Below are 24,888 nucleotides of genomic sequence, written 5' to 3' on the forward strand. Positions count from 1 at the left end.
AGTGTGCGCAGGTGTGGGTGATGGTTGCCTGGGGCGACCGGGTAGATCCGGCCATCGGCAAAGATTTGATCAACCCTCGGATCCTGTGGCACCCGCGCGAAGGGGGCCCGGGGAGGGCGTCCTCCCCGGGCCCCCGAGTCCTGCCTCAGTCCGTGGTCTTGAGATCTCCGTCGAAGGTTGCCGCCGCCAGGCCGAAGGACAGGGTCATTCCGACGCCCGAGGTGACCGAGATCGCCCGCACGCCCTCCGCGACGTCGCGGACGAGCAGCGGTCCGCGCGGGCTGCTCGCGTACACGCCCTGCCAGCGCTCGGTGACCCGCACCTCGCGCACGCCGAGCACCCGGGCCGCCTCACGCAGCAGCAGCGCCGAGGTCGCCTCGTCCTGGAAGGGGATCTCCGTCGTGTCGTACGCGTGCGAGTCGCCGACCAGGACCGTGCCGTCGGGGAGCCGCGTGAACATCACGTTGGCGACCACGTCCAGCAACTCGGGGCTGTGCGCGGTCACTTCGGCCCGCAGTGCGGCCGCGGACGGCGTCGCCGTGAACGCGTCGTAGCGCAGCATCGAGGTCGCCGTCAGCACCGCCGCGTCCGTGCGGAACGCCTCCGGCGCCTCGATCCGTGCCATCGAAAGACGGCACCGCTCGATCCCGTGCGCCTCCGCCTCGGCCGGGTGCAGCCGGTCCAGGTCGTGGCCGACGCAGAGCAGGATCCGCTCGCCGTGGACGTCGCCGCGGGCGGTGCGCACGGTGCCTTCCCCGACCCCCGTGACGTTCGTGCCCCACACCACCGTCGCCCCGGGCTGCTCCGCCAGCCAGGCCGCGAGCCGGGGCGCCGCCTCGCGCGGGTTCACCCGCAGGTCGGCCGGGAGCAGGGCGCCGCCCACCAGGTCGTCGCGCGCGTCCTCGGCCCGGCCCAGCGCGTCCCCGACCTCGTCCCTGGTGCGCAGCCGCACCGCGTCCGCGCCGCGCGCGTCGCGCAACTCCTCCAGGACCGCCAGTTCCGTCGCCGACCGGGCCACCACCAGGGCGCCCGCCTCCGGTGCCCACAGCCCCGCCCGCCCCGCGGCGTCCAGCCAGCCGGTGCGCGAGCGCTCCGCGAGCCCGAGCAGCTCGCCCTCCTGCGCGGTGACGCAGCAGTGGCCGAAGTTCCGCACGGACGCTCCCACCGGACGCCTGTCGCGCTCGACGACCGTGACGCTCAGGCCGCGCCGCACCGCCTCGACGGCATGGGCGAGACCGACGATGCCGGCGCCGACCACGACGAGGTCGCTGCGGCCGCGCGGCAGGTCCGCGGCGGGGGATGGTGCTGTTGCGATGCTCATGCCGCCCAGCCTGCGGAGGTCCGGGCGCCGACAGCAAGAGCTGTCTATACAAGTTTCCCGAGTGTTTACCAGCCGGAGATCAAGTGGGGCCTTGTCCTGCTCGAGGCGGAACTGTAAGACTCGACTTGTGAAGACAAGTGCGGAGAGCGGGCCGCTGCACCAGCGGCTCGGCGCCGAGTTCCGGCGCCGGATCGAGGCGGGGGAGTGGCCCGAGGGGCAGCCCGTGCCCAGCGAGGCCCAGCTGTGCGAGGAGTTCGGCACCTCGCGGGGGCCGGTGCGTCAGGCGCTGGCCCAGTTGCGCGCGGAGGGCCATCTTGTGGGCGGCCGCGGCAAGCCGCCCGTGGCCCGCAGGGTCACCCCCTCCCAGCCGTTCGCCTCGCTCATGTCGTTCACCCAGTGGGCGCGCTCCATCGGACGCGCTCCGGGCCAGTTCACCGTCGAGGTCGCCCGCCGCCGGGCGGGAGCGGAGGCGGCGGCCCGGCTCGGTCTCGACGAGGGCGAGCCGGTCGTCGACCTGATCCGGCTGCGCAAGCTGGACGGCGTACCGGCGATGGTGGAGCGTTCGACGTTCCTGCTGGACGCGGGCGTCCACCTGTTCGCCGTCGACCCCGACGCGGGCTCCGTCTACGAGGCCCTCATCGCCCGGGGCGTCGACCTGCACCACGCCCGCCACACCATCGACGCGATCGCCGCGGGGCCGCAGGACGCCGACCTCCTTGGCATCGACCCCGGTCAACCCCTGCTGCGCGTACGGCGGTTGGCGTTCACCCGCGACGGCACACCCGTCGAGTACGCGGACGACCGCTATCTGCCCTCGATGGCCACCTTCACCATCGAGAACACCGTCGGGGGCCGCACCGTCGCGGCCAGAGAAGGCTCCGACGACACATCGCCCCACCCCACGCTCGCCCCACCCCACGCCTAAGGACACCCAGTGATAGAACTCGCCGTCTTCGACATGGCAGGAACGACGATCGAGGAGCACGGCGCCGTCTACGAGGCGCTGCGCCACGCCGTCGAGGCGACCGGCGTCACCGTCGCCCCCGCCGACCTGCAGACCTGGATGGGCACCGACAAGCGGGAGGCCATCGCCGCGCTCGTCCGCATCGGCGGCGGCACCCCCGACGCGGAGCTGGTGGAGCGCCAGTACGAGGTCTTCCGTACCTTCCTCAAGGAGCGGTACGAGGAGGTGCCGCCGGAGCCGATCGCCCACGCCGACAAGGCATTCGAGGAGCTGCGCGCCCGCGGCGTCAGGATCGCGCTGACCACCGGCTTCAGCGCCGACGTGGCGCTGCCGCTGCTCGCTTCGCTCGGCTGGTCCGTCGGGGAGGGCGGCACCCTTGACGCCGTCGTCACCGCCGACGAGGTGCGCCGGGGTCGCCCCGCCCCGTACATGATCCACCGCGCGATGGAGAAGTGCGGGATCCTCGACGTGCGCTCCGTGCTCGTCGCCGGTGACACGGCCGTCGACCTGGAGGCCGGGACGCACGCGGGCGCGGGTGTGGTCGTGGGCGTGCTCACGGGCCAGCTGACCCGTGAGCAGCTCGAGGCCCACCCGCACACCTACGTGGTGAACAGCGTCGCGGACGTCCCGGGCCTGCCCGAGGCCGCTAGCTGAGCGCCGCGTCGACGATCGCCTGCGCCTCGCTCTGCACCTGGGCGAGGTGCTCAGGCCCGCGGAACGACTCGGCGTAGATCTTGTACACGTCCTCCGTGCCGCTGGGCCGCGCCGCGAACCACGCGTTCTCGGTGGTCACCTTCACCCCGCCGATCGCCGCGCCGTTGCCCGGCGCCTCGGAGAGCCGGGCCGTGATCGGCTCGCCCGCAAGGGTGTCCGCCGTGATCGCGTCGCCGGTGAGCTTCGCCAGCCGGGCCTTCTGCTCCTTGGTCGCCTTGGCGTCGATCCGCGCGTAGGCGGCGCCCGACGCCCCGTGCTCGGCGGCGAGTTCGGCGTAGTACACCGACGGCGTCTTCCCCGTCACGGCGAGGATCTCGGCGGCGAGCAGCGCGAGCAGGATGCCGTCCTTGTCGGTGGTCCACACGCTGCCGTCCGTGCGGACGAAGCTCGCCCCGGCGCTCTCCTCGCCGCCGAAGGCCACCGACCCGTCGACGAGCCCGGGCACGAACCACTTGAACCCGACCGGGACTTCGACCAGACGACGGCCGAGCGAGGCGGCGATCCGGTCGATGACGGCGCTCGACACGAGGGTCTTGCCGATCGCCGCGGACGCCGACCAGTGCGGCCGGTGGCTGAACAGGTAGTGGATGGCGACGGCGAGGTAGTGGTTCGGGTTCATCAGGCCGGCGTCGGGCGTGACGATGCCGTGCCGGTCCGCGTCGGCGTCGTTCCCGGTCAGCAGGTCGAAGTCGTGGCGGCGCGCGAGGACGGAGGCCATGGCGGGCGCCGACGACGGGTCCATCCGGATCTTGCCGTCCCAGTCCAGCGTCATGAACCGCCAGGTGGGGTCGGTCTTCGGGTTGACCACCGTCAGGTCGAGGCCGTACATCTCGGCGATGCGCGACCAGTAGTGGACGCTCGCCCCGCCCAGCGGATCGGCGCCGACGCGCACGCCCGCGGACCGGATGGCGTCCACGTCGATGATGTCCTTCAGGTCCTCGACGTAGGCCTCGCGGAAGTCGTACGGCTCCCAGGCGGACGCGTCCCCGGAGGCCGCCCGCCAACCGGCTTCCTCGAGCAGCTCGTTGGCGCGCTCTGCGATCCAGGCGGTGGTCGTCGAGTCGGCGGGACCGCCGTGCGGCGGGTTGTACTTGAAGCCGCCGTCACGCGGCGGATTGTGGCTCGGCGTGATCACGATGCCGTCGGCGCGGTCCGGGCCGCTGCCCGCGGTGCGGTTCCAGCGCAGGATCGCGTGGCTGAGCGCCGGCGTCGGCACGAAGTCGCCGTTCGCGTCGGCCATGACGCGCACACCGTGCGCCGCGAGCACGCCGAGCGCCGTCTTGAGGGCGGGCCCGGACAGGGCGTGCGTGTCGGGGCCGATGAACAGCGGGCCGGTGATGCCCTCGGCCGTGCGGTGCTCCACGATGGCCTGGGTGATCGCGGCGATGTGCTTCTCGTTGAAGGCGCCGTCGAGGCTGGAGCCGCGGTGGCCACTCGTGCCGAAGACGACACGCTGCTCGGGGCGCGTGACGTCGGGCTCCCTCGTGTAATACGCGTCGACGAGGGCGTCGATGTCGACGAGGTCGTCCGGCCGGGCGGGGGTTCCTGAGCGGTCAGTCATGGAAGCAGTTTCCCACTCGTGTCCATGGGGCCCGGCCGGACCACCTCGGTTTTTCCTGTGGGTTCAGGCTTCCTCGGTCAGTCGGGCGAGGGCCGCGGTGATGTCCGCCTCGGACGCCTCCTTGGTGATGCCGAGCTCCGAGAGCACCCCCGTTCCGTTCTCCTGCTCCAGCAGCGCCAGCAGGATGTGCTCGGTGCCGATGTAGTTGTGGCCCAGGCGCAGCGCCTCGCGGAACGTCAGCTCCAGGGCCTTCTTCGCCTCCGCGTCGAACGGGATGAGGGCCGGGGACTCCTCGGCGGCCGCCGGGAGCTTGGCCGTGGCCGCCTGGCGCACGGTGTCGAGGAGCACGTCCTGCGCGCGGATCGCCTTGGCGCCGAGGCTGTCCGGCTCGTGCAGCAGCCCGAGGATCAGGTGCGCGGTGCCGATGGTGGTGTTCTTCGCGGCGTGCGACTCGGTCTGCGCGGACACCACCACGTTCCGGGCGCGCGGCGTGTAGCGGTTGAAGCCCTGGCTCGGGTCGAGGTCGTTCTCCGAGCCCTTCGGTACGAAGCGCTTCTGGGCGGCCTGGCGCGTGACGCCCATGCTCTTGCCGATGTCGGTCCAGGATGCGCCGGAGCGGCGGGCCTGGTCCACGAAATGGCCGATGAGGTGGTCGGCGATGTCGCCGAGGTGGTCCGCCGCGATCACCGCGTCCTGCAGCTGGTCGAGGGCGTCGGTGTGGACCTTCTTGATGGCGTCGATGAGGTCGTCGAGGCGGACGGACGGGGTCATGCCCGCGGGGTTGGCGGCATCCGATGGATTCGTCATGAGGCAACCCTAGGTTGACAGTCAGGGGGTGTCAACCTTCAGTTGACACCCCCTGACGGGTGCCTCGAAGCGCCCGGGAACCGAATACTCCGGGCGTGAGCGATGAGTCCGGGTGGCGGATCGGGTCTGCCCTGGCATGACGCGCATCATCGCCGACATCTCGGTCTCCCTCGACGGGTTCGTCACCGGGCCCGACCCCGGCCCGGCCAACGGCCTGGGTACCGGTGGCGAGGCCCTGCACACCTGGGCCTTCTCCGACGACCCCGACGACCGCGGGATTCTGCGCGAGGCGACCGCGCGCTCGGGCGCCGTCGTCCTCGGCCGCCACCTCTTCGACGTGGTCGACGGGCCGGACGGCTGGGACGACAGGACCGGCTACGGCGCCGGTGAGGCGGGCACGCCCGCGTTCGTCGTCGTGACGAGCTCGCCGCCCGCGTCGGTGCGCCTCACCGACCTCGACTGGACCTTCGTCACCACCGGCCTGCCCGACGCCGTCACCGTCGCGCGCGAGAGGGCCCGGGTGGCGTCCTCGGACAGCGGCAGGGATCTCGACGTCGTCCTCATGGGCGGCGGCGCCACCGTCCGCTCCGCCCTCGACTCCGGCCTGGTCGACGTCCTCGTACTGCACCTCGCCCCCGTCGTGCTGGGCGCGGGAACGCCCCTGTTCAGAGGCGCGGCGCCGCACGAGCTGATCCGGCGGAGCGTGACCCCGACAACGACCGCGACCCATCTGACCTACGACATCCTCCGGTGATCCGCATGACCACAGTCCATGTCCACGAAATCGCTCTGGGCGTCGAGTCGTTCGGCGACGACGACGCGCCGCTCGTCCTGCTCGTGGGCGGGACGACGATGCTCTCCTGGCCCGACGCCCTGTGCGAGCGGCTCGCCGCCGGTGGTCGCCGTGTGGTCCGCTACGACCTGCGCGACAGCGGCGAGTCGACGACGGAGGACCCGGAGGCGCCCGCCTACACCCTGCGCGATCTCGCCGCCGACGCGGCGGCCCTGCCCAAGGCGCTCGGCTGCGGGCCCGCGCACCTCGCCGGGATCGGCGTCGGCGGAATGGTCGCCCAGGTGGCGGCGCTCGACCATCCGGGCGCGTTCTCGGCGCTCACCCTGGTCGGCACCCGCGCGGTCGCACCCGGACCGACCGACGACGATCTCCCCGACCACGACGGGGCGACGATGGGCCGGCTGTTCGGGCATCCGATGCCCGACTGGGCCGACCGCGAGGCGGTGGCCGACTTCGCGGCCACCGGCGCGGAGATCCTGGGCGACGATCCCGTCGCCGCACGCGAGGTCGCCGCGCGCGTCTGGGACCGCACACCCGGCACCGCGCCCGCGCTCCAGACGGCCAACCAGCTGGGCACGGTGTTCGCCCGCCTCGACTGCGCACCCCGCTGGCGCGAGCGCCTGCCCGGGATCGACGTCCCGGCGCTCGTCGTCCACGGCCGTCGCGACACGTTCTTCCCCGTCGGCAACGGCGAGGCGCTCGCGCGCGAGATCCCCGGTGCGAGGCTGCTCGTCCTGGAGGAGGCCGCCACGGCGATCCCCGCCGCGGCGGTCGACGAGGTCGCCGCGGCGATGCTCGCGCTCGCGTAGACGGCGGGGCCGGGCGGGCGTGTCAGACGGCGGGCGGGTTGAGCCGGGCGAACCCGGCCTGTGTCCGGTACGGGTAGTAGGGGTACGGGACCTTCGCCTCGCTCGCCGCGTCCAGCTTCGCCACCTGCTCCGCGGTGAGCTCCCAGCCCACGGCGCCGAGATTCTGCCGGAGCTGCTCCTCGTTGCGGGCCCCGATGAGCACGGAGGAGACGGTGGGCCTGCGCAACAGCCAGTTGATGGCGATCTGCGGAATCGCCTTCCCGGTCTCCTCGGCGATGTCGTCGAGCGCGTCGACCACCCGGTACAGGTGCTCGTCCTCGATCGGCGGCCCGAACTGGGCCGTCCGGTGCAGTCGGCTGTTCGCGGGCAGCGGCTCCCCGCGCCGGATCTTCCCGGTGAGCCGGCCCCACCCGAGGGGGCTCCACACCACCGCGCCGACGCCCTGGTCCAGGCCGAGCGGCATCAGCTCCCACTCGTAGTCGCGGCCGACGAGCGAGTAGTACACCTGGTGCGCGGCGAACCGCGGCCGCCCGTGCTTCTCCGCCTCCCCGAGCCCCTTCATCAGCTGCCAGCCGGAGTAGTTGGAGACACCGGTGTAGCGGATCTTGCCCGCCCTCACGAGGTCGTCCAGCGTGGCCAGCACTTCCTCCACGGGAGTGCTCGCGTCGTAGGCGTGCAGCTGGAAGAGGTCGATGTAGTCGGTGTCCAGACGGCGCAGCGCCGCGTCGACGGAACCGATCAGGCGCGAGCGCGAGACCCCGGCCTCGTTCGGCCCGTCGCCGGTGGGCAGCGCCGCCTTCGTCGAGATCAGGGCCCGGTCGCGGCGTCCCTTCAGGGCCGCGCCGAGCACCTCCTCCGAGGCTCCGTCGCTGTACACGTCGGCCGTGTCGAACATGGTGACGCCGGCCTCCAGGCTGAGGTCCACCATCCGTCGTGCCTCGTCGATCCCCGCGTCGCCCCAGGCGGAGAAGAGCGGTCCGCGCCCACCGAAGGTTCCCGCTCCGAAGCTCAGCGCCGGAACCTTCAGGCCGGACGACCCCAGCTGTCGGTACTCCATGTCGACCCCTCCACGTTAAAGGTTCTGCCGTTCCGTTAAGGCGTGACGCAAAGCTAGCACGGGAGGGCGAAGTAATGGAACCCTGGTTCCTTTAGGTCATGGGAGTGCAGCCGTCGCGGCCTCGGCGGGGTACGGGGCCCGCTTGCCCTCTTCGGTCAGCCGCTGCACGAAGCCGTCGACGACCTCCAGGGCGGCCGAGTAGGGAGCGAGCAGCGCGTCGACCCCGTCGTGGTGCCGCCGCACCTGGCGCAGCGCCCAGCACAGGTCGAACGACGGCAGGTGCCCGGTGAGGAACCGGGCCTCGTCGCCGGTCAGCCGGAACCGCGAGCTCAGCGCGAGGCCGAAGTCCGCGAAGAGGACGCGCTCGCCGTCCGTGAGCAGATTGCGCAGGTGCGCGTCGAAGTGCACGACGCCCTGGGCGCGCAGGAAGGCGGTACCCCGCTCCAGCTCCCGCACGATCCGGCGCAGAGCCGCGGTGTCGGGGCGGTCGGCGAGATGCTCCGCGAGCGTCGTGGGCACGTACTCCAGGAACAGCGCGAGACTGTGCCGGGCGGTGGACAGCTCCTCGAGCCGGACGCGGACGGCGGGGGAGTGCTCCCAGTACGCGACGGCCCCTTCGATCCCGCCCAGGCCGTCGAGGAACCCCTCCGGCGGCGTGTCCGGCAGGATCCGCCAGTGATACGTCAGCGGAAAGCCGTCGTACGCCTCCGCGAGCACCCAGTTCGTCGTCATGGTGTGCATCGCGAGCTCCCGCCACGCACCGAACCCGGCCGAGCCGATCCCGTACTGGTAGAAGGAGGGCAGGCCGAACAGGTTGGCGGTGGAGCGCAGATTCTCCGGCCTCAACTCCCGCTGCGTGAGCGGCACCCGCTTCACGAAGACGCGCGTGCCGTCGACGTCCAGGACGCCCGAGCGCCCGCCGATCCCGGTACCGCCGTGCTCCGCGCCGTCGATCAGGGCGCGCAGCCGCCGGTCGTCGGTGAGCGCGAGAGCGGTGGACATCCGGGCGTACGTGGCGCGACGGCGGTGCATCGGCGGCTCCTGGACACGCGAAGGGTGGCCGGGCAGGAGCCCGGCCACCCCATCGTGCCGTGCCGCCGCGCTACGGCAGCTGGTTGATCTTGAACGTGGACGTCGTGTTCCGGACGTCCACCGCGTTGTCGCTCAACTTCAGGTTGTGGAAGGTCACTTCACCGACCGCCGGACCCTGCCCGGACTCCGGCATCTCGTTCGCCCACAGTCCGAATCCGGACTTGGCGTCGTAGGCGTCGCCGCTCTTGTGCGCGCCCGAGATCGTGACATCCGTCAGGATCGTGTCCTTGATCGGGAACTGCGGCTGGCCTCCCACGTAGTTGGTCTGGAACATGATGCCGCTGTACGTCGGGTCGAGGATGTCCACGTCGTTGACGCGGATGCCCTGGAACACCTTGGACGCCGAGAACATCCAGATCCCCGGGAAGGTCTGCCCGCCCCAGAAGTGCCCGCCGGAGCGGACGATCGAGGTGTTCTCCAGTTTCGTCGGGCCCGTGCCGAAGCCGTTCATCGGGTAGCCGAAGTCCAGCGAGCTGATCGTGACACCGGAGTAGACGAGGGTGTCCGCGATGAGGATGTTGCGGAACGTGTTGTCGTACCCGCCGTAGACCGCGATACCGGCGGCCCGCCAGGTGAGCAGCGACGTCAGGTTCTCGTACACGTTGTTCTTCTCGTCCGCGCCGCCCGCGTCGATCGCCGAGAACAGCGCGAAGCTGTCGTCACCGGTCGACCGCGCCTCGTTGTTGACGACGTGGTTGTCCGTCGAGCCGTTCGTCATGTTGACGCCGTCGGCGAACGTGTCCCGGATCCGGGAGTTCTTGATCGTGACCCGGTCGGTGTTGGCGCCCCAGTACAGGCACACCGTGTGCTCGTTCCAGATGTCGTCGATGGTGATGTCCGCGACGTTCGAGAAGTCGAAGACCTTGCCAGGACCGTCGATCCGCGAGGTGTAGTTGCCGAAGAAGGAGAAGTGCGCGAACGTCGACCCGTTGGCGCTCGCCTCCGCGCGGAAGCCCGCGTCGGTGTTCTCCTGCGACGACGGCGTGTGGAACCGGGTGAACCAGGGACCCGCGCCGACGACCTTCACGGCCTTGCCGTACACCTGGAACTTGTTCGACGTCTCGTAGTCACCGGCCGGCAGATAGACGCCGACGAGCTTGCCCGTCGTGTCCATCCGCACCTTGTCCAGGGCGTCCTGCACGGCCTGCTGCGAGAAACCGGTCGGCACGGTGTACGTCGCCGGGTCCGGGTTGGGCAGCTGGGTGGCCTCCTCCAGGTTGACGTAGTCGATCGTGTACGTGGACCCGTTCGCGGCGTCCTTCTGGAGCCGGATCTTGCTGCCCTTCGGCACGGTCGTGCCGAGCAGCAGGTTCGCCTCGTCGTAGATGTGCCGCGGCCCGCCCGCGCTCGGCGTGTTGCCGGGCCCGGTCTCGTTCCCGTACAGCCACGCGTACTTCGACGACAGGTCGATGGCCTTGAGGAACGTGCCGTCGACGTAGACGTTCAGCGTCGAGTTCGTCCCGCCGCCACCGGCCGAGTCCGGCATCGAGAAGCGGGTGACGAGGGTGTTCGTCGCCGCCTTCGTCGTCCACTCCACGTACGAACCGGTCGAGCCGAGGGTGACGGCCTTGCGGCCGGACGCCTCGCCCGCCAGGTCACCGACGGTGCGGTTCGGGCCGACGGACTTCGCGCCGCCGCCCGCGGTGCCGTCCTCCGCCTCGTACATGTCGTACGGCATGCTGGCGCCGCGCCCCACGAACAGCGGCTGCGACGAGGTGTTGTTGGCGCGCTTGACGGCCAGCTCGTTGGCGTCGTCGGCGATCACCGTCTTCACCGTGAACTTGCCCTTGCCCGCCGTCCAGCTGCCCAGCTTGACCGGGTCCGTGGTGCTCCCGGCCGCGATCGCGCCGCTCGCCGAACCCGTGAGCGTCTTGACGACCGTGCCGTCGGAGTCGGTCACGGTCAGCGTGACGCCGTGCGCGCTGCTCGAACTGGCCTGGTTCCCCTGGTTCTTGATGGCGACGGTGAAGTTGACCGTGTCGCCCTCCGCGGGCGCGCTCGGCGACCACGCCACCGGCGAGGCCACCAGGTCCGCGCTCGTCACCGGCTTGACGACCAACGACGTCGGGCTGGTGTAGCTGTTGTTGCCCTCGTTCTGCTCGATCACCAGGCCGCTCGGGTCGACGACCGCGCCGACCGTGTACGTGCCCGCGTCACGCGCCCCGATGTCCGCGCTGACGGTCGCCGAGGCGCCCGCCGCGAGCGCGCCGACGGAAGCGGTGCCGACCTTCTGCGAACCGAGCAGGAAGTCGAGGTCGGTGGCGTCGGCGGCCTGCGTGCCCGCGTTGCGGACGGTCGCCGACAGCGTGATCTTGTCCGACTCGACGGGTGCGTCCGGCTTCGACGTGATCCCCGTGACCACGAGGTCCGGGTTGGGCGCCGGAGCGCCGAGGACCTGGAACTCCGCCACCTGCCCGCCGGAGGAGCCGGAGTTGGCGGTGATGGAGAGGCGCACGTCCGCGACGCGCCCGCTCACCGGGATGCTCACCTTGTTGCCGCTCGCGGGGGAGAAGGAGTAGTCCTTCGCCGCCACCAGCGTCGTGAAGCCCGACGCCTTCTGCTCGCGGCCGAGCACCTCGATCTTCTGCGTCCGCGCCGACCAGGCCGCGTCCGGGTTGAGCTTCACCACGACCGACGACAGGTCCGCGTTGGAGCCCAGCTTGACGGTCAGCGTCCCCGGATACGCCCCGGCGGCGCCCTCCCAGTAGGTGCTGGTGTCGTCGTCCACCGCGTTCTCGGCGACGTAGGTGAAGGTCGAGGAGGAGGCCGACACCGGCTTGCCCACCGCGAGGTTCGCGTCGTTGGACGTCGAGCCGTTGCGGGTCACGGAGTTGCTGGCGGCCGACGCATTGCCCGCCGCGTCCTTCGCGCGCACCGTGTAGGTGACCGTCGCCGACTGCGGCTGCGTGTCCGTGTACGTCGTGACGTCACCGGCCACCGACTTCAGCAGCGAACCGTTCGCATAGATGTCGTAGCCCGTGACCTTCACGTTGTCGGTCGAGGCGCCCCAGACCAGCTTCACCTGGCCCGCCGTGGCCTCCGTGAAGGCGAGGTTCGACGGCGCGGTCGGCGCCTGGGTGTCGCCCGAAGCCCCGGTCCGCGTCACGGAGTTGCTGTTCGCCGACTGGTTGCCCGCCGCGTCCTTGGCCCGCACGTAGTAGGTGAGGGTCGACGACGCGGGCTGGTTGTCCGTGTACGTGAGCGTGTCGCCGTCGACCGAGGCGCGCAGCTGGTTGTTGGCGTAGATGTCGTAGCCGGTGACCTTGACGTTGTCGGTCGCCGCCTTCCACGTCAGCTTGATCTGCCCGGTCGCGGGCTCGGTGTACGCGAGGGAGCCGGGCGCGGACGGCGCCGTCGTGTCACCACTCGTCGGCCCGTACACCTCCAACTCGGAGAGCTGACCGGCCTGTTGCACCGTGTTCCCGGTGACCTTCACCCGCACATAGCGCGTCGTCACCGTGTTGAAGGTCAGCGTCTGCGCCTGCCCGTTCGCCGCGTTGAACTCGTACGCCTTCGACGCGACCAGGTCCGAGAAGTCGCTGCCGTTCGTGCTGCTCTGCAGCGTCAGCGTCTGCGAGCGGGTCTCCCACGTCGACGGCAGCCGCAGCACCACCCGGTTCACCTGCACCGACGCGCCCAGGTCCACCTGGACCCACTGCGGCAGCGCGTTGTTCTGGCTCTCCCAGTAGGTGGCGGCGTTGCCGTCACCGGCGTTCGCCGCGAGATACGTCTGCGTCGCGGAGCTGGCCGTGAACGTGCGGCCGCGCGCCAGATTCGCCGAGGAATCGCTGCTGCCGTGCACCTCCAGCTCCGACAACTGGGCAGCCTGCCAACCCGAGTTGGCCGTGACCACGACACGCACATAGCGGGTCTGCGTCGCGCCGAACGACACCGTCACGGTGTTCGACGACCCCTGCGCGAAGGAGTACTGCGCCGACGCCTTCAAGGTGTCGAAGGTCTGCCCGTCCGCGCTGCCCTGCACCGACAGCGTCTGCGTGCGGCTCTCCCACGCGGCCGGCAGCCGCAGCACCACCTCGTCGACGCGCGCCGCCGTCCCCAGGTCGACCTGCACCCACTGCGGGAAGCCGGAACCCGAACTCTCCCAGTACGTCGAGGCGTTGCCGTCCGAGACGTTCCCCGCGCCGTAGTCCGCCTTGGCGCTGCTCGCCTTCGCGGTGGCACCCGCGGCGAGATTCGGCCCGCCCGCGGCCTGCGCCGACACAGCCGGCAGACCGAGGAGCGCCAGGGTGAGGGCGAGCACCGTCACCGCGAAGGCACGCCATCCACCCCCCGCTCTGCGTCTGCCGGATCTCGGCACGAACTGTCCGATCATGACTCCCCTGTCCCCGCGCCCGCCGGCGCGGTGAAGCGAATGAGGCGAGTGAAGTGAAGGATCACCATCGTTTTCTTGCGTTCAGTTGTTGGAGAATTGCAGAGTGATGTTGTGGAGTCCACCGTTTGAACAGAGGGAGTTGCGATGAGGGAGAATCCACGACCATGCCCCACGCACACGCGGCCGACGGCGCCGCACTCCACTACGACGTACGCGGCACCGGCGCCCCGCTGTTGCTGCTGGCCGGCCAGTCGAACCATCACCGCTGGTGGGATCCCGTGCGCGACCGCTTCGCCGCACGCTTCACCACCGTCGCCATGGACTGGCGCGGCACCGGCGACAGCGACGCCCCGGACACCGACACGTACAGCACGGAGAACTTCGCGCGGGACGCCGTCGCCGTCCTCGACGCCGCCGGCGTCGACCGGGCCCACGTCTACGGGACGTCGATGGGCGGCCGCGTCGCCCAGTGGCTGGCCGCCGACCATCCCGGGCGCGTCGACCGCCTCGTCCTCGGCTGCACGTCACCGGGCGCGCCGCACGGCGTCGAGCGCGGTCCCGCAGTCCGCAAGGCCCTCGCCGACCCCGACCCGGACGCGGCCCGCGCCGCACTCCTCGACCTCATGTACACACCCGCGTACACCGCCACGCACCCCGGCCCGTTCCACACCCTCGGCGACCCGGCGATGCCCCCGCACGCCCGCCGCCGCCATCTGCGCGCCAGCGCCCGGCACGACGCCTGGGACGCGCTGCCCCGGATCGCCGCGCCCACCCTCGTCGTGCACGGCACCGACGACGACTTCAACCCGACGGCCAACGCCCCGCTGCTGGCCGACCGCGTCCCCGGCGCCCGGCTGCTGCTGATCCCCGGCGGCCGGCACGCCTACTTCGAGGAGTACGCCGACGTGGCGACACCCCCGGTGATCGCCTTCCTCGACGGCTCTTGACCGCCGCGGGCCGGCCGGAGTGCTGCGCGGCAGCGAACTCCGTAGGCTGCGGGTGGCCCGAACCCCACGGAGGAGTACGACACGATGCCCGCCGCCCACGTCACCCTCACCGACGTCATCGCCGCCGCGGACCCCGGCGCCACCGGAGCGCTCTGGCGCCTCGACGGCGCGGCCCGGCAACTGGACGCCAACCTCGTCCGGCTGCCGGCGGACACCCGCGGCACGCCGCACGTCGAGCCCGACCTCGACGTGCTGCTCTACATCGCCGAGGGCGGCGGCACGCTGTGGCGGGCGGGCGCGGAGGAGGCGCTGGTGCCGGGAACGCTGCTGTTCGTGCCGCGTGGCGAGGAGCGCGCGGTCAGCGCGGGCGAGGACGGTCTTGTCTATCTCACGGCGCACCGCAGGCGGCCCGGCATGACCATCCGCCGGGCCGCGGCCCCGGTCGCCGCGGAGGGCGGCGAGGCGCCCTGTCTGCTGCCGCGCGTCTGCGAGGAGTGCGGCCGGGTCACCGACGACGCCGCCGCGCGCTACTGCGCGCACTGTGGCAAGCGCTTGCCCGGACAGGAGGCGGGGCAGACTTCCGGCCTTAGTTGAGACGGAGCGATCACGCCAGACAGGCCTGTTCGCGACAGCAACTCCGGTGCGCCGCAAGGGTCCTGACGTCCCGCCTCCGTCACTTTTCGCCACTGATTCAACACACAAGGTTACCTAAAGCCGGGGGTGCGGGATGAGATCCCGGCCGCCGCCCGGCAGAATCTGGCCCGCGGCGGCCGCAGCCGACTCCCGGGCCGGCCGCCAGAGGTGGGGGAGCACCACCGGGGAGTCCGGGCGTGTGGGGCGCGCGGACTCCCCGTCCCCCGGTCAGCTCATGCCGACGGCACGGTGTCCTCGAACGCCGTGCCCGCCGAGCGGTAGGCGGCCACCTTCGCCGCGACCTGTGCCGGGGTGAGCACCTGGTCCTTGACGTGCAGCACGTAGTCGACCTGCTGGTCGTAGGCGCGCGCACTGGTGCTCGTGTTGCCGGCCAGGTCGATCAGCCACTGGTTGAAGTTGATCGACATCGGCCGCTCCGGCAGGTACTGCGCGTCATGGGTGCCGAACGGCTGCCCGTCGACGTAGTACTTGATGGAGCTGTTGTCGATGGTGACGACCAGGTCGTGCCAGCCGTTGTAGCTCTGCCGGCTCTCCGTGTGCTGGTTCACCGCCTGCCACGGATCCGGGTTGTAGGTCTCCCAGGAGGTCGTGTAGAGGATGTTCGACGGCTCGCCCCAGCCGCCGTTGGGCAGGTACTCGAAGTCGTACTCGGCGTAGTCGTCGGCCATCGGCGCCTTGAGGTCGTTGATGGTGAAGAACGTCTGGACGAGGTGGTCCCCGTCGGGCCCGCTCTTCGGCGCGTCCGCGAACTTCACCCGCGCCGCGTAGGTGCCGTTCTTGAACTTGGTGGCCTTGGTGAGCACTTCGGTCTGCTTCGTGCTCTCGCCGGTGCCCGACGTCGACGTCTCCAGGTTCATCACCGTGTTGCCCGACGCGACCGGGAACGTCACCTTCTCCGGCGCCCAGGTCGCCCCCGGCACACCGGGCCCGCCGGAGTTGGAGCGCACCGTCCAGCCGTTGGCCGCGATCCGCGGGTCGTTGTACGCCGTGTAGGAGAAGTCGTCGAAGAGGGTCGCTCCGTCGCCCGGCGGGTCGGTGGGGTCGGTCGGGTCCGTGGGATCCGTCGGGTCGTTGCCCTCGGGGGCCGTGCCCCACACCGTGGCACCGCCGAGTTGCGCGGTCACCTTCGACCAGTTCCCGTACGCGCTCTGCGCGGCGCCGAACGAGTAGTCGTCGGCCTGGTTCAGCGGCTGCCAGTCGGAGCGGTAGAAGCGCAGTTGCAGATCGCCCGAGTCGGCGCCGGCGGCGAGCGTGCCCGCGTCGGACGTGAAGCCGATCTCCAGGTACCGGTCGGCGGTCGCGGTCGGGTGGGCGAGGGTGCCGAAGGTGCCGGTCACGCGGGCGCACCCCTTCACCGCCCACGAGCAGGCGAAGCGATAACTCGCGCTCGCCGAGTCGGCCTTGAAGTAGTAGCGGAGCTTCACGTTGCTCAGGGCGACGGCGGAGGAGCCGGTGTTGCGCACCTTCAGCCAGGGTTCCGCCTGGTCGCTGCCGGTGCTGCCCGTGTGGTACTGCACGCTCAGGGCGCCGTCGGCCGCGACCGCGCCCTGCGGGAGCGCGAGCAGGCTCACGCAGCCGAGCGCGCCGGCGACGGCGCAGGCGAGTGCGGTTCTCGCCCTGGGTGAGCCGGTCGTCCTGTTCTTCCTGTTCGTCTTCGGGAGCCTTCTCATGACTGTTCCCTTCCGGAACCGTGGGGGTTGGGGACGTACGGGTCGAGCGGTCCGTGCCGCACGCCGAGCGCGGCGAGCCGGGCGCCGTGCGCCTCGAGCCGGACGCGGAAGTCCGGCCAGGACGGGGAACCGTGCCAGGCGCGGTCGGCGAGCGCGGACAGACGGGGGAAGATCCTGCGGTCGATGTGGTCGACCGTGGGGGCGTACTCGGTCCACAACTGGGCCTGCGCACCGAGGAGTCGGCCCGAGGCGTCCGGGTCCGTCGGCGGCTCGTGCGCGTGCACCGTGCGCAGATCGACGACCAGACCCGGCTCCGCGTGCGGCTCGTCGGTGGAGTCGGTCTGCGCGTAGTCCAGGTACGAGGCCCGGTGCTGGCAGCTGATCACGGGATGGCCGCGCTTCAGCGCGATCCGGGTGTGCTCGGGGTCGCGCCAGGTCATCACCGCGAACTCCGTCGGCAGCCCCTCGCCCGTCTCGGCCCACACCACCGGAGTGCGCCCGCGTTCCAGGAGATGGGCACCGATCCGGCCGAGGAACCAGTCCCGCAGCGCGTCCGTGTGGGCCAGCCCCTCGGCGGCGGCCCGGTCCCGCGCCACCGGGCTCGCCGCCCACTCGTCGGTGGGGCACTCGTCGCCGCCGATGTGGACGTAGGGCGACGGGAAGACGTCGACGACCTCGTCGAGGACGGTGCGGCAGAAGTCGAGGACCGGCTCGTGGACGCCGAACACCGTGTCGCACACGCCCCAGAGCGGCCACACGTCGAGCCGCCGCCCGGGGACGTTGCCGAGCTCCGGATACGCGGCGAGCGCGGCCCGCGCATGGCCCGGCATCTCGATCTCCGGGACCACGGTGACACCGCGCGCGGCGGCGTACGCGACGAGCCCCCGCAACTCCGCGCGGGTGTAGGCCCCTTCGTGCGGGACGGGACCGGCGCGGCGTCCGCCGATCTCGGTCAGCAGCGGATAGGCCGCGACCGGCATCCGCCACCCCTGATCGTCGGTGAGATGCAGATGCAGCACGTTGAGCTTGTGCAGGGCGAGCAGATCGACGGTGCGGCGCAGGACGGACACCGGCTGGAAGTGCCGGGCCACGTCCAGCATGAAGCCGCGCCAGGAGTGCCGGGGCACATCCGTGATCTCGACGCAGGGCAGCCGCCACGCGACGCCGGGCCGAGCCGTGTCCGAGAGCGCTTCGACGGGCAGCAGCTGACGTACCGTCTGGATGCCGCGCAGCAGGCCCGTGAGGTGCGCGGCGCGCAGCAGGACCGCGTCCGGCGCGACCGTCAGGCCGTACCCCTCGGCGCCCAGACCGCCGAGATCCGGATCGAGCGCGAGCACGAACGCGCCGTCGGGCGAGGCGGGCAGCGGCAGTCCGGTGGCGGGTGCGAGGAGGGTGCGGAGCAGATCGGCGGCGGCCGCGGCGCCGGGGGAGACCCGGACCGCGGTCTCCGCCGACAGGGTGAAGTGGCCCGGTCGATGGGTGAGTTGGGTGGGGAGGGGGACGAGTGCGGGCAGGGGTGCGGGCACGGGGAACCTCCGAGGCGAGGGCGTCAGCCCTTGACGGCGCCGGCCGCGAAACCCGACGTCACATGCCGCTGGAGCAGCAGGAAGATCGCCAGGGCGGGCAGCGCGAACAGGGTGGAGGCGGCCATCGTGGCGCCCCAGTCGGTGCCGAACGTGTTGTGGAACGAGGACAGCCACACCGGCAGCGTCCGGTGGTCCTGCTCCTTGATGATGAGGAAGTTGGCGTACGCGAACTCGTTCCACGCCGTGATGTAGCCGAACAGCGACGTCGCCATCAGGCCGGGCGCGAGCAGCGGGAACGCGATGTGGCGGAACGCCCCGACCCGCGTACAGCCGTCGACCTGCGCCGATTCCTCCAGCTCCTGGGGAATCGTCGCGATGAAGCCGCGCAGCACCACGATCGTGAACGGCAGCGTCATCATGAAGTAGACGAGGGTCAGGGTGGGCAGCCGGTCCAGCATTCCGGTGTCCCGCGAGATGATGTACACGGGGATGATCAGCGATTCCCACGGCGCCATCTGCGCGACGAACACCATCAGCATGAACTGCCGCCGACCGCGCCAGCGCATCCGCGCCACGGCGAACGACGCGCCGAGCGCCACGAGCAGCGCGAGTGCCACCGCGCCGAGCGTGACCAGCACGCTGTTGCGCCAGAACAGCCCGAACCCGTCCGCGTCGATCGCCCGCCGGAAGTGGTCGAGGGTCCAGCTCTGCGGTAGCAGCTGAGGGTTGTCGGACTGGATGTCACGCGACGGCTTGAAGGCCGTGGTGACCATCCAGTACACGGGGAACAGGCACACGACGACCGTGACGGTCGCGGCGACGTTCAGCGGGAGGCGGCGCAGTGCGCGCGGCGTGCTCACAGCTCGGTCTCCTGTCGGAACATCTGCCGGAAGTAGGCGACGAGCACCCCGGACATCAGCAGCACGGTGACCATGGACGCCGCGGAGCCCAGGTCGTAGCGCTGCTGGGCGAGCGCGGTCTGCACCGCGTACACGGGCAGGATCGTCGTCGCGTCGCCCGGGCCGCCCCGGGTCATCACCCAGATCTGCGTGAACGCCTTGAACGTCCAGATGACCTCGAGGGAGAGCACCAGCATGAAGATCGGCCGCACGATCGGCAGCGTGATCGACCGGAAGATCCGCGGTCCCGACGCGCCGTCGATCCGCGCGGCCTCGTACAGTTCGGCCGGCACGGTGGTCAGCGCCGAGTACAGGGTGATCGCCGCGAACGGCACCGACTGCCACACCACCAGCGTCACCAGGATCGCGAACGCCGCCGAGCCGTGCGCCAGCCAGGGATAGCCCTCGAAGGACGTGAACCCGAGCCCGGTCAGGGCATGGTTGACGATGCCGAACTCCGAGTGGAACAGCCACTGGAACACGGTCGTCGCGGCCACCACCGGCATCGCCCAGGCCAGCACCAGCGCGCTGAGCACCGCGGTGCGCCCGAACCGGCCGAGCCGCTCGATCATGAGCGCCACCAGCGTCGAGAGCACCATGATGAGCGCGACATTGACGGCCATGAACAGGAACGTGCGGCGCACCACCGTCCAGAAGCGCGGATCGGTGAGCAGGGTCGTGTAGTTGTCGAAGCCCACGAAGTGCGCGTCACCCAGGATGAGTTGACGCAGTCCGAAGTCCTGGAAGGAGATCAGGACCGTCCGGGCCAGCGGGTACACGAGCAGATACAGCATGCCGAGGACGGTGGGGGCGACCAGCAGGTACGGCCAGCCGCCGGACATGGTGGGGCGGCGGGGAGGGCCCGGTGGGCGCCGGGCCGGCCGGGACAGAGGGCGGCGGGGCGCGGTCCGCTCACGGACGACCGACACGGCGCACACTCCTTTCGGTGAGACGGGAGGCGGCGAGGACGCCGGGGCAGGGGAGGGGCGTCAGGAACCGGAGTTCATCGCCGACGTGATCGCCTCGGACGCCTTCTTCGCCTCACCGGCCGGATCACCGCCGGTCAGCACCGCCGTGAGGTAGTCCTTGATCGGGTTCTTCGCCTCGACCGCGGCCCAGCCCGGCGTGTTCGGCGTCGCGTGCCCGACGGCCGCGCCCACCGCCATCGCGGAGGCCCCCGGGTCGGCGGAGACCGCACTCGCCAGCGTCGTTCTGTTCGGCACGTAGCTCATGGCGACCGCGAGCTTCTTCTGCCAGGCGTCACCCGTCAGCGCCTTGACGAACGTGTACGCCTCGTCCTGGTGCTTGGCCACCGTCGGGATCACCAGGTCCGAGCCGCCCGTGAACACCGCTCCCGGTGTGTCGGCCGTCTTGCCGGGGATCGGGAAGAAGCCCAGCTCGTCCTTGAGCTCCGGGTTGTTCTGGGCGACGACGTTCGCGCCGCCCGGCGTGGAGATCACCTGCGCGACCTCGCCCTTCGCCATCACCTCGGCCTGCGGGGGCTGTGCCTCGTCGGAGTCCTTGGGGCCCTTGCCGAGCGCCTGCAGCTTCTTGTAGAAGGCCATCGCCCGCTGTGCCTCGGGCGTGTCCAGGGATCCCTGCCACTTGCCGCCGGACTCTTCGGCGAGGTCGCCGCCCTCGTCCCAGACGAAGCCCGCGTACGTGTACCAGTTCTGGCCCGGCAGGTAGATGCCCTGCTGCTTGCCCTTGTTCAGCTTGCGGGTCGCCGTGACCCACTGGTCCCGCGTCTTGATCGCGGAGGCGTCGACACCGGCCTTCTCGAACAGGTCCTTGCGGTAGATGACCACCCGGTTCGCGGCGTAGTACGGGATGCCGTACTGCTTGCCCTCGTACGCGCCCGGCTCGGCGAGCCCCTTCAGCCAGTCCTTGCCGCCGAGATCGTCGACCTTGCCGCTCAGGTCGGTCAGCCCGCCGCTCTGCGCGAACTGTGCGACCTGCGTGTTGCCGCTCTCGATCACGTCGGGCGCGTCGTTGCTGGCGAGGGCCGCGGTGATCTTCCCGCCGATGCCGTCCCACTCCTGGATCTGCACCCGTACGTCGATGTCGGGATGCGCGGCCTCGAAGCCCTTGACGAAATCCTTCTGGAAGGCGGCCGACACGCTGTCACGCATCAGCCACACGTCGATCCTGGTGCGCCCGCCGGCCGCGTCTCCTCCGTCGGAGCCGGACGAACTGCTGCAGGCGCTGAGCCCGGCGACCGCGACGAACGCGGACAGACCGGCGAGGAAACGGAGCTTCACGGTTCACCTCTGGGGGACGGACCTGACCAGTTGGCAACTGGTCAGGTGACCTCTGATGAGGCAGAAAGCTGGCATAGACCATTGAGCACGTCAACCCCCTGGAAAAATATGGGCAGTTAGGGGATTGCTTGGCGATCTCCGTGCCTGCGTGGTCAACTGGTAAGGCAACTGGTTGTATGCATGCGAGGGAGAAGAACGTGAAGGACGCGCGGGGGGATGCGCACGGCGCGGTGCTCAAGCGGGAGCGGGTGCGCGATCACATCCTCGAACTGATCGAGTCCCACCGTCCCGGCGACGCGATCCCGTCCGAGCGGGCGTTGTGCGCGAGTCTCGGCGTCTCCCGCCCCACGCTGCGCGCGGCCGTCGACGAGCTCGTCGCCGCCGGACTTCTCGTTCGCGAACACGGGCGGGGCATGTTCGTCGCCCCGGAGAAGATCACCCAGGAACTCGTCCCGCAGGACACGGGGCTGACGCTCCCGCAGGCGTCCGGCGCCTGGTCGAGCCGGCTCCTGGAGTTCACCACGATCCCGGCGGGCGCCCGCGTCGGCCGCAAGCTGCGCCTGTCGCCCGCCGCGCAGATCGTGTACGTGGCCCGGCTCCGCCTCGTCGACGGAGCGCCGATGGCCATCGAGCACCTGCACATCCGCGCCGACCTCGTCCCGGGCCTCAGCGCCCAGGAACTGGAGGACGGCGACCTCTACGAGCACTTGCGCGACCACCACGACGTCCACGTCCAGGAAGCGGTGCAGGCCATCGAGCCCACGGTGGTCACCCGCGCCGAGGCCGATCTGCTGGAGGTGCCCGAGCTGTCCCCGGCGCTCCTCGTCGAGCGTCTCACCTCGGACACCGGGGGCCGGCCCGTCGAGTACGTCCATTCGCTCTACCGGGGCGACCGCTACCGGATCGTCTCCCGGCTCACGCTCGGGCCCGTCGCGGCGCCCGTCGCCCCGCTGCCGGGGCATCACCCGGGCATTCCGCCGGGCGACTTCGCCCACCGCGACACGGTCGCCTCCATCACGCGTGGCGACGTGCAGACGCCCTGAGCCTGGTTACGGTTCCGCCATGGCCGACTACCGCATCGAAACCGTACGCAATGGCGAACGCGACTGGACCGCGCGCAACGACCGGGGGGCCGAGGTCCGCATGGCCCCCGCCGACGTGCCGGGCTCCCAGCCCTCCTTCACCCCCGTCGAACTGCTCCTCGCGGCGCTCGGCGGCTGCGGGGGGCTCGTCGTGGACCGCACCGCCCGGACCGTTCCCCACGAGGACCTGCGCATCACCGTCGAGTCCGTCTCCCGCCCCGAGGACGACGGCCGCGTCGGCACCTTCCGGGTCTCCTACGAGATCACGCTGCCGGACGGCGACACGGCCGCGGCCGAGGCCCTGGAGCGCGGCATCCGGCTGACCCACGAGAAGCACTGCACGGTCAGCCGCACCGTCGAGCACGGGGCCCGCCTCGAGGCATTCGGACCCGACGGCACGATGCTCTTCATGGGCGGCTAGGAGCGAGCACGACGGAAGCCCCGACAGGCCCATGTGTCAGGCCTGTCGGGGCTGGTCCGGCAGCGTGCCTACGGCAGGCCGTGCACCTTTGGTCCCACGGAGTTGGACCAGGCGTTACCGGCCGTGGCGTCCCAGTTCGTGGACCAGGTCATCGCGCCGCGCAGCCCCGGGTAGGTCTTCGCGGGCTTGAACGAGCCGCACCCCGTGCCCCGGGTGAGGCAGTCGAGCGCGTTGTTCACCACGGACGGGTCCACATAGCCGCTGCCCGCCCCGCGCGTGGAGGCCGGGACGCCGAGCCCGACCTGCGACGGGTCGAGACCGCCCTCCAGCTGGATGCAGGCGAGCGCGGTGAGGAAGTCCACCGATCCCTGGCTGTAGACCTTGCCGTCGCAGCCGAGCATCGAACCGCTGTTGTAGTACTGCATGTTGACGACCGTGAGGATGTCCTTCACGTTCAGCGCCGTCTTGAAGTACTCGCCGGACGTGGACTGCATGTCGATGGTCTGCGGCGCCATCGTCAGGACGAACTTGGAGCCCGCCTTCGCCGCGAGGGCCCGCAGCGCCTTCGTCATGTAGGTGGAGTTGAGGCCGTTCTCCAGGTCGATGTCGACGCCGTCGAAGCCGTACTCCTGCATGAGTGCGTACGCGCTGTTGGCGAACGCCGTCGCGGAGGCGTCGCTGTTGACCGAGATGCTGCCCTTCTCACCGCCGACCGACAGGATCACGGACTTGCCCGCCGTGTGCTTGGCCGCGATGTCCGCCTTGAAGTCGGCCGCGGAGGAGTAGCCGACGGCCGGGTCCAAGTTGAAGGTGATCTGGCCGGGCGTGGTCGTCGCGTCGGCGAAGGACACCGCGATGATGTCGTACTGCGAGGAGACGTCGCGCAGCTTCTGCACGGTCGCGCCGTTGTCGAAGTTTTGCCAGTAGCCGGTCAGCGCGTGCTTGGGCACGGTGCCGCCGCCGGGGTTCCCGCCCCCGGTCGTGGCGGTGCGCGCGCTCACCGCGGTCGACTTGGCGGACTCGCCGGCCGCGTTCGTGGCACTGACCTGGAAGCTGTACGCGGTGTCGGCGCTCAGGCCGGTGACCGTCGCCGAGGCGCCTGTGGTCGAGGCGACCTTCGTGCCGCCCCGGTACACGTTGTACCCGGTCGCACCGGAGACCGGCGTCCAGGACAGGTCCACCGAGGAGGACGTGGTCGCGCCCGCCGCGAGCCCGGCCGGCGTGCCCGGGATCTGCACCGGGTCGCTGCCGCCGCCCCCGTCGGGGCCAAAGACGTTCACGTCGTCGACGTAGTAGGCGCCCTGCCCGTACCAGCCGTGCGTGTAGATCGTGACGGACGTCGTGTTCGCGCCGGTCTTGAAGCTGGTGGTCAGCTGCTGCCAGGACGAGGCGCCCGGCGTCCAGGTCGACACGTCGGTGGTGCCGGTGCCGCTCGCGCCGAGGTACACATAGCTGCCCTGCACCCAACTGCTCAGGCTGTACGTCGAGTTGGGCTTCACCGCGACGGTCTGCGTGCACTGGGCCGTGTCCTGGCCCGCCGGTGTGGCCTTGAGCGCCTTGGCGCCGCCGTGCACGGGGGACGAGACGGTCGCACCGCTGCCCGCGGTACAGGTCCAGTTGCTCAGGTCCGACTCGAAGCCGGCGTTCTTGGCGACGTTGACGTCGGCGGCCTGCGCGGGGGCGGCGAGCGCCGTCACGCCGAGCGCCGCCGCCGAGGTGACGGCGAGTGCGGCGGCAAGGCGCCTGGGCGCGCCGGGTCTGCCATGACGAGCACGGTCCACAGAATGCCTCCGGGGGAGAGGAGTAGGGCGGATGTGGACGACGGTGGCCACCGATGTCGTGCGCCAAAGCTGGTCCAGACCATTCGCGTTGTCAAGACCTGTGGAGGCAAGAGGAGTTCGCCGCCCACGAGAACGGCGCCGGACGAGAGGTCCGGCGCCGACGTGGACCGGGGCTCGCGGCCCCGGGGCGGTGGAT

Annotated in this window: 20 protein-coding genes; 8 read left to right on the forward strand and 12 right to left on the reverse strand. The window is 71.0% G+C overall.

Annotated elements, in window-relative coordinates:
* Nucleotides 1–145: 145 nt before the first annotated feature.
* Nucleotides 146–1,321: a TIGR03364 family FAD-dependent oxidoreductase gene (locus tag ABZ930_RS06425; RefSeq protein ID WP_361542392.1), complete on the reverse strand. Its 1,176-nt coding sequence runs from the start codon at nt 1,319–1,321 to the stop codon at nt 146–148.
* A gap of 127 nt (nt 1,322–1,448) precedes the next feature.
* Here ABZ930_RS06425 and ABZ930_RS06430 point away from each other — a divergent pair, with 127 nt between their 5' ends.
* Nucleotides 1,449–2,246 (forward strand): GntR family transcriptional regulator, encoded by a 798-nt coding sequence (locus ABZ930_RS06430; protein WP_361542395.1) that lies wholly within the window; start codon nt 1,449–1,451, stop codon nt 2,244–2,246.
* A gap of 9 nt (nt 2,247–2,255) precedes the next feature.
* Nucleotides 2,256–2,939 carry a phosphonatase-like hydrolase gene (locus ABZ930_RS06435; protein WP_361542398.1) on the forward strand — a complete coding sequence of 228 codons (684 nt, stop codon included), beginning with the start codon at nt 2,256–2,258 and terminating at the stop codon, nt 2,937–2,939.
* Here ABZ930_RS06435 and pgm read toward each other — a convergent pair.
* Entirely contained in the window at nt 2,932–4,560 is a 1,629-nt protein-coding gene (pgm, locus tag ABZ930_RS06440; protein WP_361542401.1) for a phosphoglucomutase (alpha-D-glucose-1,6-bisphosphate-dependent), read from the reverse strand. The genes ABZ930_RS06435 and pgm overlap by 8 nt on opposite strands.
* Before the next feature lie 63 nt (nt 4,561–4,623).
* Nucleotides 4,624–5,367 carry a Clp protease N-terminal domain-containing protein gene (locus ABZ930_RS06445; RefSeq protein WP_361542404.1) on the reverse strand — a complete coding sequence of 248 codons (744 nt, stop codon included), beginning with the start codon at nt 5,365–5,367 and terminating at the stop codon, nt 4,624–4,626.
* A gap of 136 nt (nt 5,368–5,503) precedes the next feature.
* On the opposite strand from ABZ930_RS06445, the gene ABZ930_RS06450 reads away from it, so the two are divergent.
* A complete protein-coding gene (locus ABZ930_RS06450) occupies nt 5,504–6,121 on the forward strand; it encodes a dihydrofolate reductase family protein (RefSeq protein WP_361542407.1) in 618 nt (205 codons plus the stop codon).
* A 5-nt stretch (nt 6,122–6,126) separates the two neighbouring features.
* Entirely contained in the window at nt 6,127–6,969 is an 843-nt protein-coding gene (locus tag ABZ930_RS06455) for an alpha/beta hydrolase (protein WP_361542410.1), read from the forward strand.
* Nucleotides 6,970–6,991: 22 nt separating this feature from the next.
* Here the strand turns inward: ABZ930_RS06455 and ABZ930_RS06460 are convergent, their stop codons facing one another.
* The 3 genes from ABZ930_RS06460 to ABZ930_RS06470 form a co-directional block, all read right to left on the reverse strand.
* Nucleotides 6,992–8,026, reverse strand: a complete 1,035-nt coding sequence (locus ABZ930_RS06460; RefSeq protein ID WP_361542412.1) for an aldo/keto reductase — start codon at nt 8,024–8,026, stop codon at nt 6,992–6,994.
* 96 nt (nt 8,027–8,122) lie between these two features.
* Complete coding sequence (locus tag ABZ930_RS06465) at nt 8,123–9,058, reverse strand: hypothetical protein (RefSeq protein ID WP_361542415.1); 936 nt, start codon at nt 9,056–9,058, stop codon at nt 8,123–8,125.
* A 70-nt stretch (nt 9,059–9,128) separates the two neighbouring features.
* Complete coding sequence (locus tag ABZ930_RS06470; protein WP_361542418.1) at nt 9,129–13,451, reverse strand: discoidin domain-containing protein; 4,323 nt, start codon at nt 13,449–13,451, stop codon at nt 9,129–9,131.
* Nucleotides 13,452–13,615: 164 nt separating this feature from the next.
* Here ABZ930_RS06470 and ABZ930_RS06475 point away from each other — a divergent pair, with 164 nt between their 5' ends.
* Both ABZ930_RS06475 and ABZ930_RS06480 read left to right on the forward strand, forming a co-directional pair.
* On the forward strand, nt 13,616–14,398 hold the full coding sequence (locus ABZ930_RS06475) for an alpha/beta fold hydrolase (protein ID WP_361542420.1): 783 nt from the start codon (nt 13,616–13,618) through the stop codon (nt 14,396–14,398).
* A gap of 84 nt (nt 14,399–14,482) precedes the next feature.
* Entirely contained in the window at nt 14,483–14,992 is a 510-nt protein-coding gene (locus tag ABZ930_RS06480; protein ID WP_361542423.1) for a hypothetical protein, read from the forward strand.
* A gap of 272 nt (nt 14,993–15,264) precedes the next feature.
* On the opposite strand, the gene ABZ930_RS06485 is transcribed toward ABZ930_RS06480, so the two are convergent.
* Genes ABZ930_RS06485 through ABZ930_RS06505 form a run of 5 tightly spaced genes read right to left on the reverse strand, consistent with a single transcriptional unit; the run spans nt 15,265 to nt 21,408 of the window.
* Nucleotides 15,265–16,722 (reverse strand): cellulose binding domain-containing protein, encoded by a 1,458-nt coding sequence (locus tag ABZ930_RS06485; RefSeq protein WP_361542426.1) that lies wholly within the window; start codon nt 16,720–16,722, stop codon nt 15,265–15,267.
* The gene (locus ABZ930_RS06490) at nt 16,719–18,248 is read right to left on the reverse strand and encodes a beta-N-acetylhexosaminidase (protein ID WP_361542429.1); all 1,530 of its coding nucleotides are present in this window, start codon (nt 18,246–18,248) and stop codon (nt 16,719–16,721) included. The genes ABZ930_RS06485 and ABZ930_RS06490 overlap by 4 nt, the downstream gene beginning before the upstream one ends.
* Nucleotides 18,249–18,271: 23 nt before the next feature.
* Complete coding sequence (locus ABZ930_RS06495; RefSeq protein WP_361542432.1) at nt 18,272–19,108, reverse strand: carbohydrate ABC transporter permease; 837 nt, start codon at nt 19,106–19,108, stop codon at nt 18,272–18,274.
* Nucleotides 19,105–20,076: a sugar ABC transporter permease gene (locus tag ABZ930_RS06500; RefSeq protein WP_361542435.1), complete on the reverse strand. Its 972-nt coding sequence runs from the start codon at nt 20,074–20,076 to the stop codon at nt 19,105–19,107. Before ABZ930_RS06500 ends, ABZ930_RS06495 begins: the two co-directional genes overlap by 4 nt.
* A gap of 60 nt (nt 20,077–20,136) precedes the next feature.
* The gene (locus ABZ930_RS06505) at nt 20,137–21,408 is read right to left on the reverse strand and encodes an extracellular solute-binding protein (RefSeq protein WP_361542438.1); all 1,272 of its coding nucleotides are present in this window, start codon (nt 21,406–21,408) and stop codon (nt 20,137–20,139) included.
* A gap of 197 nt (nt 21,409–21,605) precedes the next feature.
* On the opposite strand from ABZ930_RS06505, the gene ABZ930_RS06510 reads away from it, so the two are divergent.
* Both ABZ930_RS06510 and ABZ930_RS06515 read left to right on the forward strand, forming a co-directional pair.
* The gene (locus tag ABZ930_RS06510) at nt 21,606–22,451 is read left to right on the forward strand and encodes a GntR family transcriptional regulator (protein ID WP_361542441.1); all 846 of its coding nucleotides are present in this window, start codon (nt 21,606–21,608) and stop codon (nt 22,449–22,451) included.
* 19 nt (nt 22,452–22,470) lie between these two features.
* Nucleotides 22,471–22,911 carry an OsmC family protein gene (locus ABZ930_RS06515; RefSeq protein WP_361542444.1) on the forward strand — a complete coding sequence of 147 codons (441 nt, stop codon included), beginning with the start codon at nt 22,471–22,473 and terminating at the stop codon, nt 22,909–22,911.
* Nucleotides 22,912–22,979: 68 nt separating this feature from the next.
* Here ABZ930_RS06515 and ABZ930_RS06520 read toward each other — a convergent pair whose 3' ends face one another.
* On the reverse strand, nt 22,980–24,692 hold the full coding sequence (locus tag ABZ930_RS06520; RefSeq protein WP_361542447.1) for a glycoside hydrolase family 18 protein: 1,713 nt from the start codon (nt 24,690–24,692) through the stop codon (nt 22,980–22,982).
* Nucleotides 24,693–24,888 lie beyond the last annotated feature (196 nt).

The organism is Streptomyces sp. NPDC046716 (genome assembly GCF_040645755.1).
Lineage (GTDB): Bacteria > Actinomycetota > Actinomycetes > Streptomycetales > Streptomycetaceae > Streptomyces.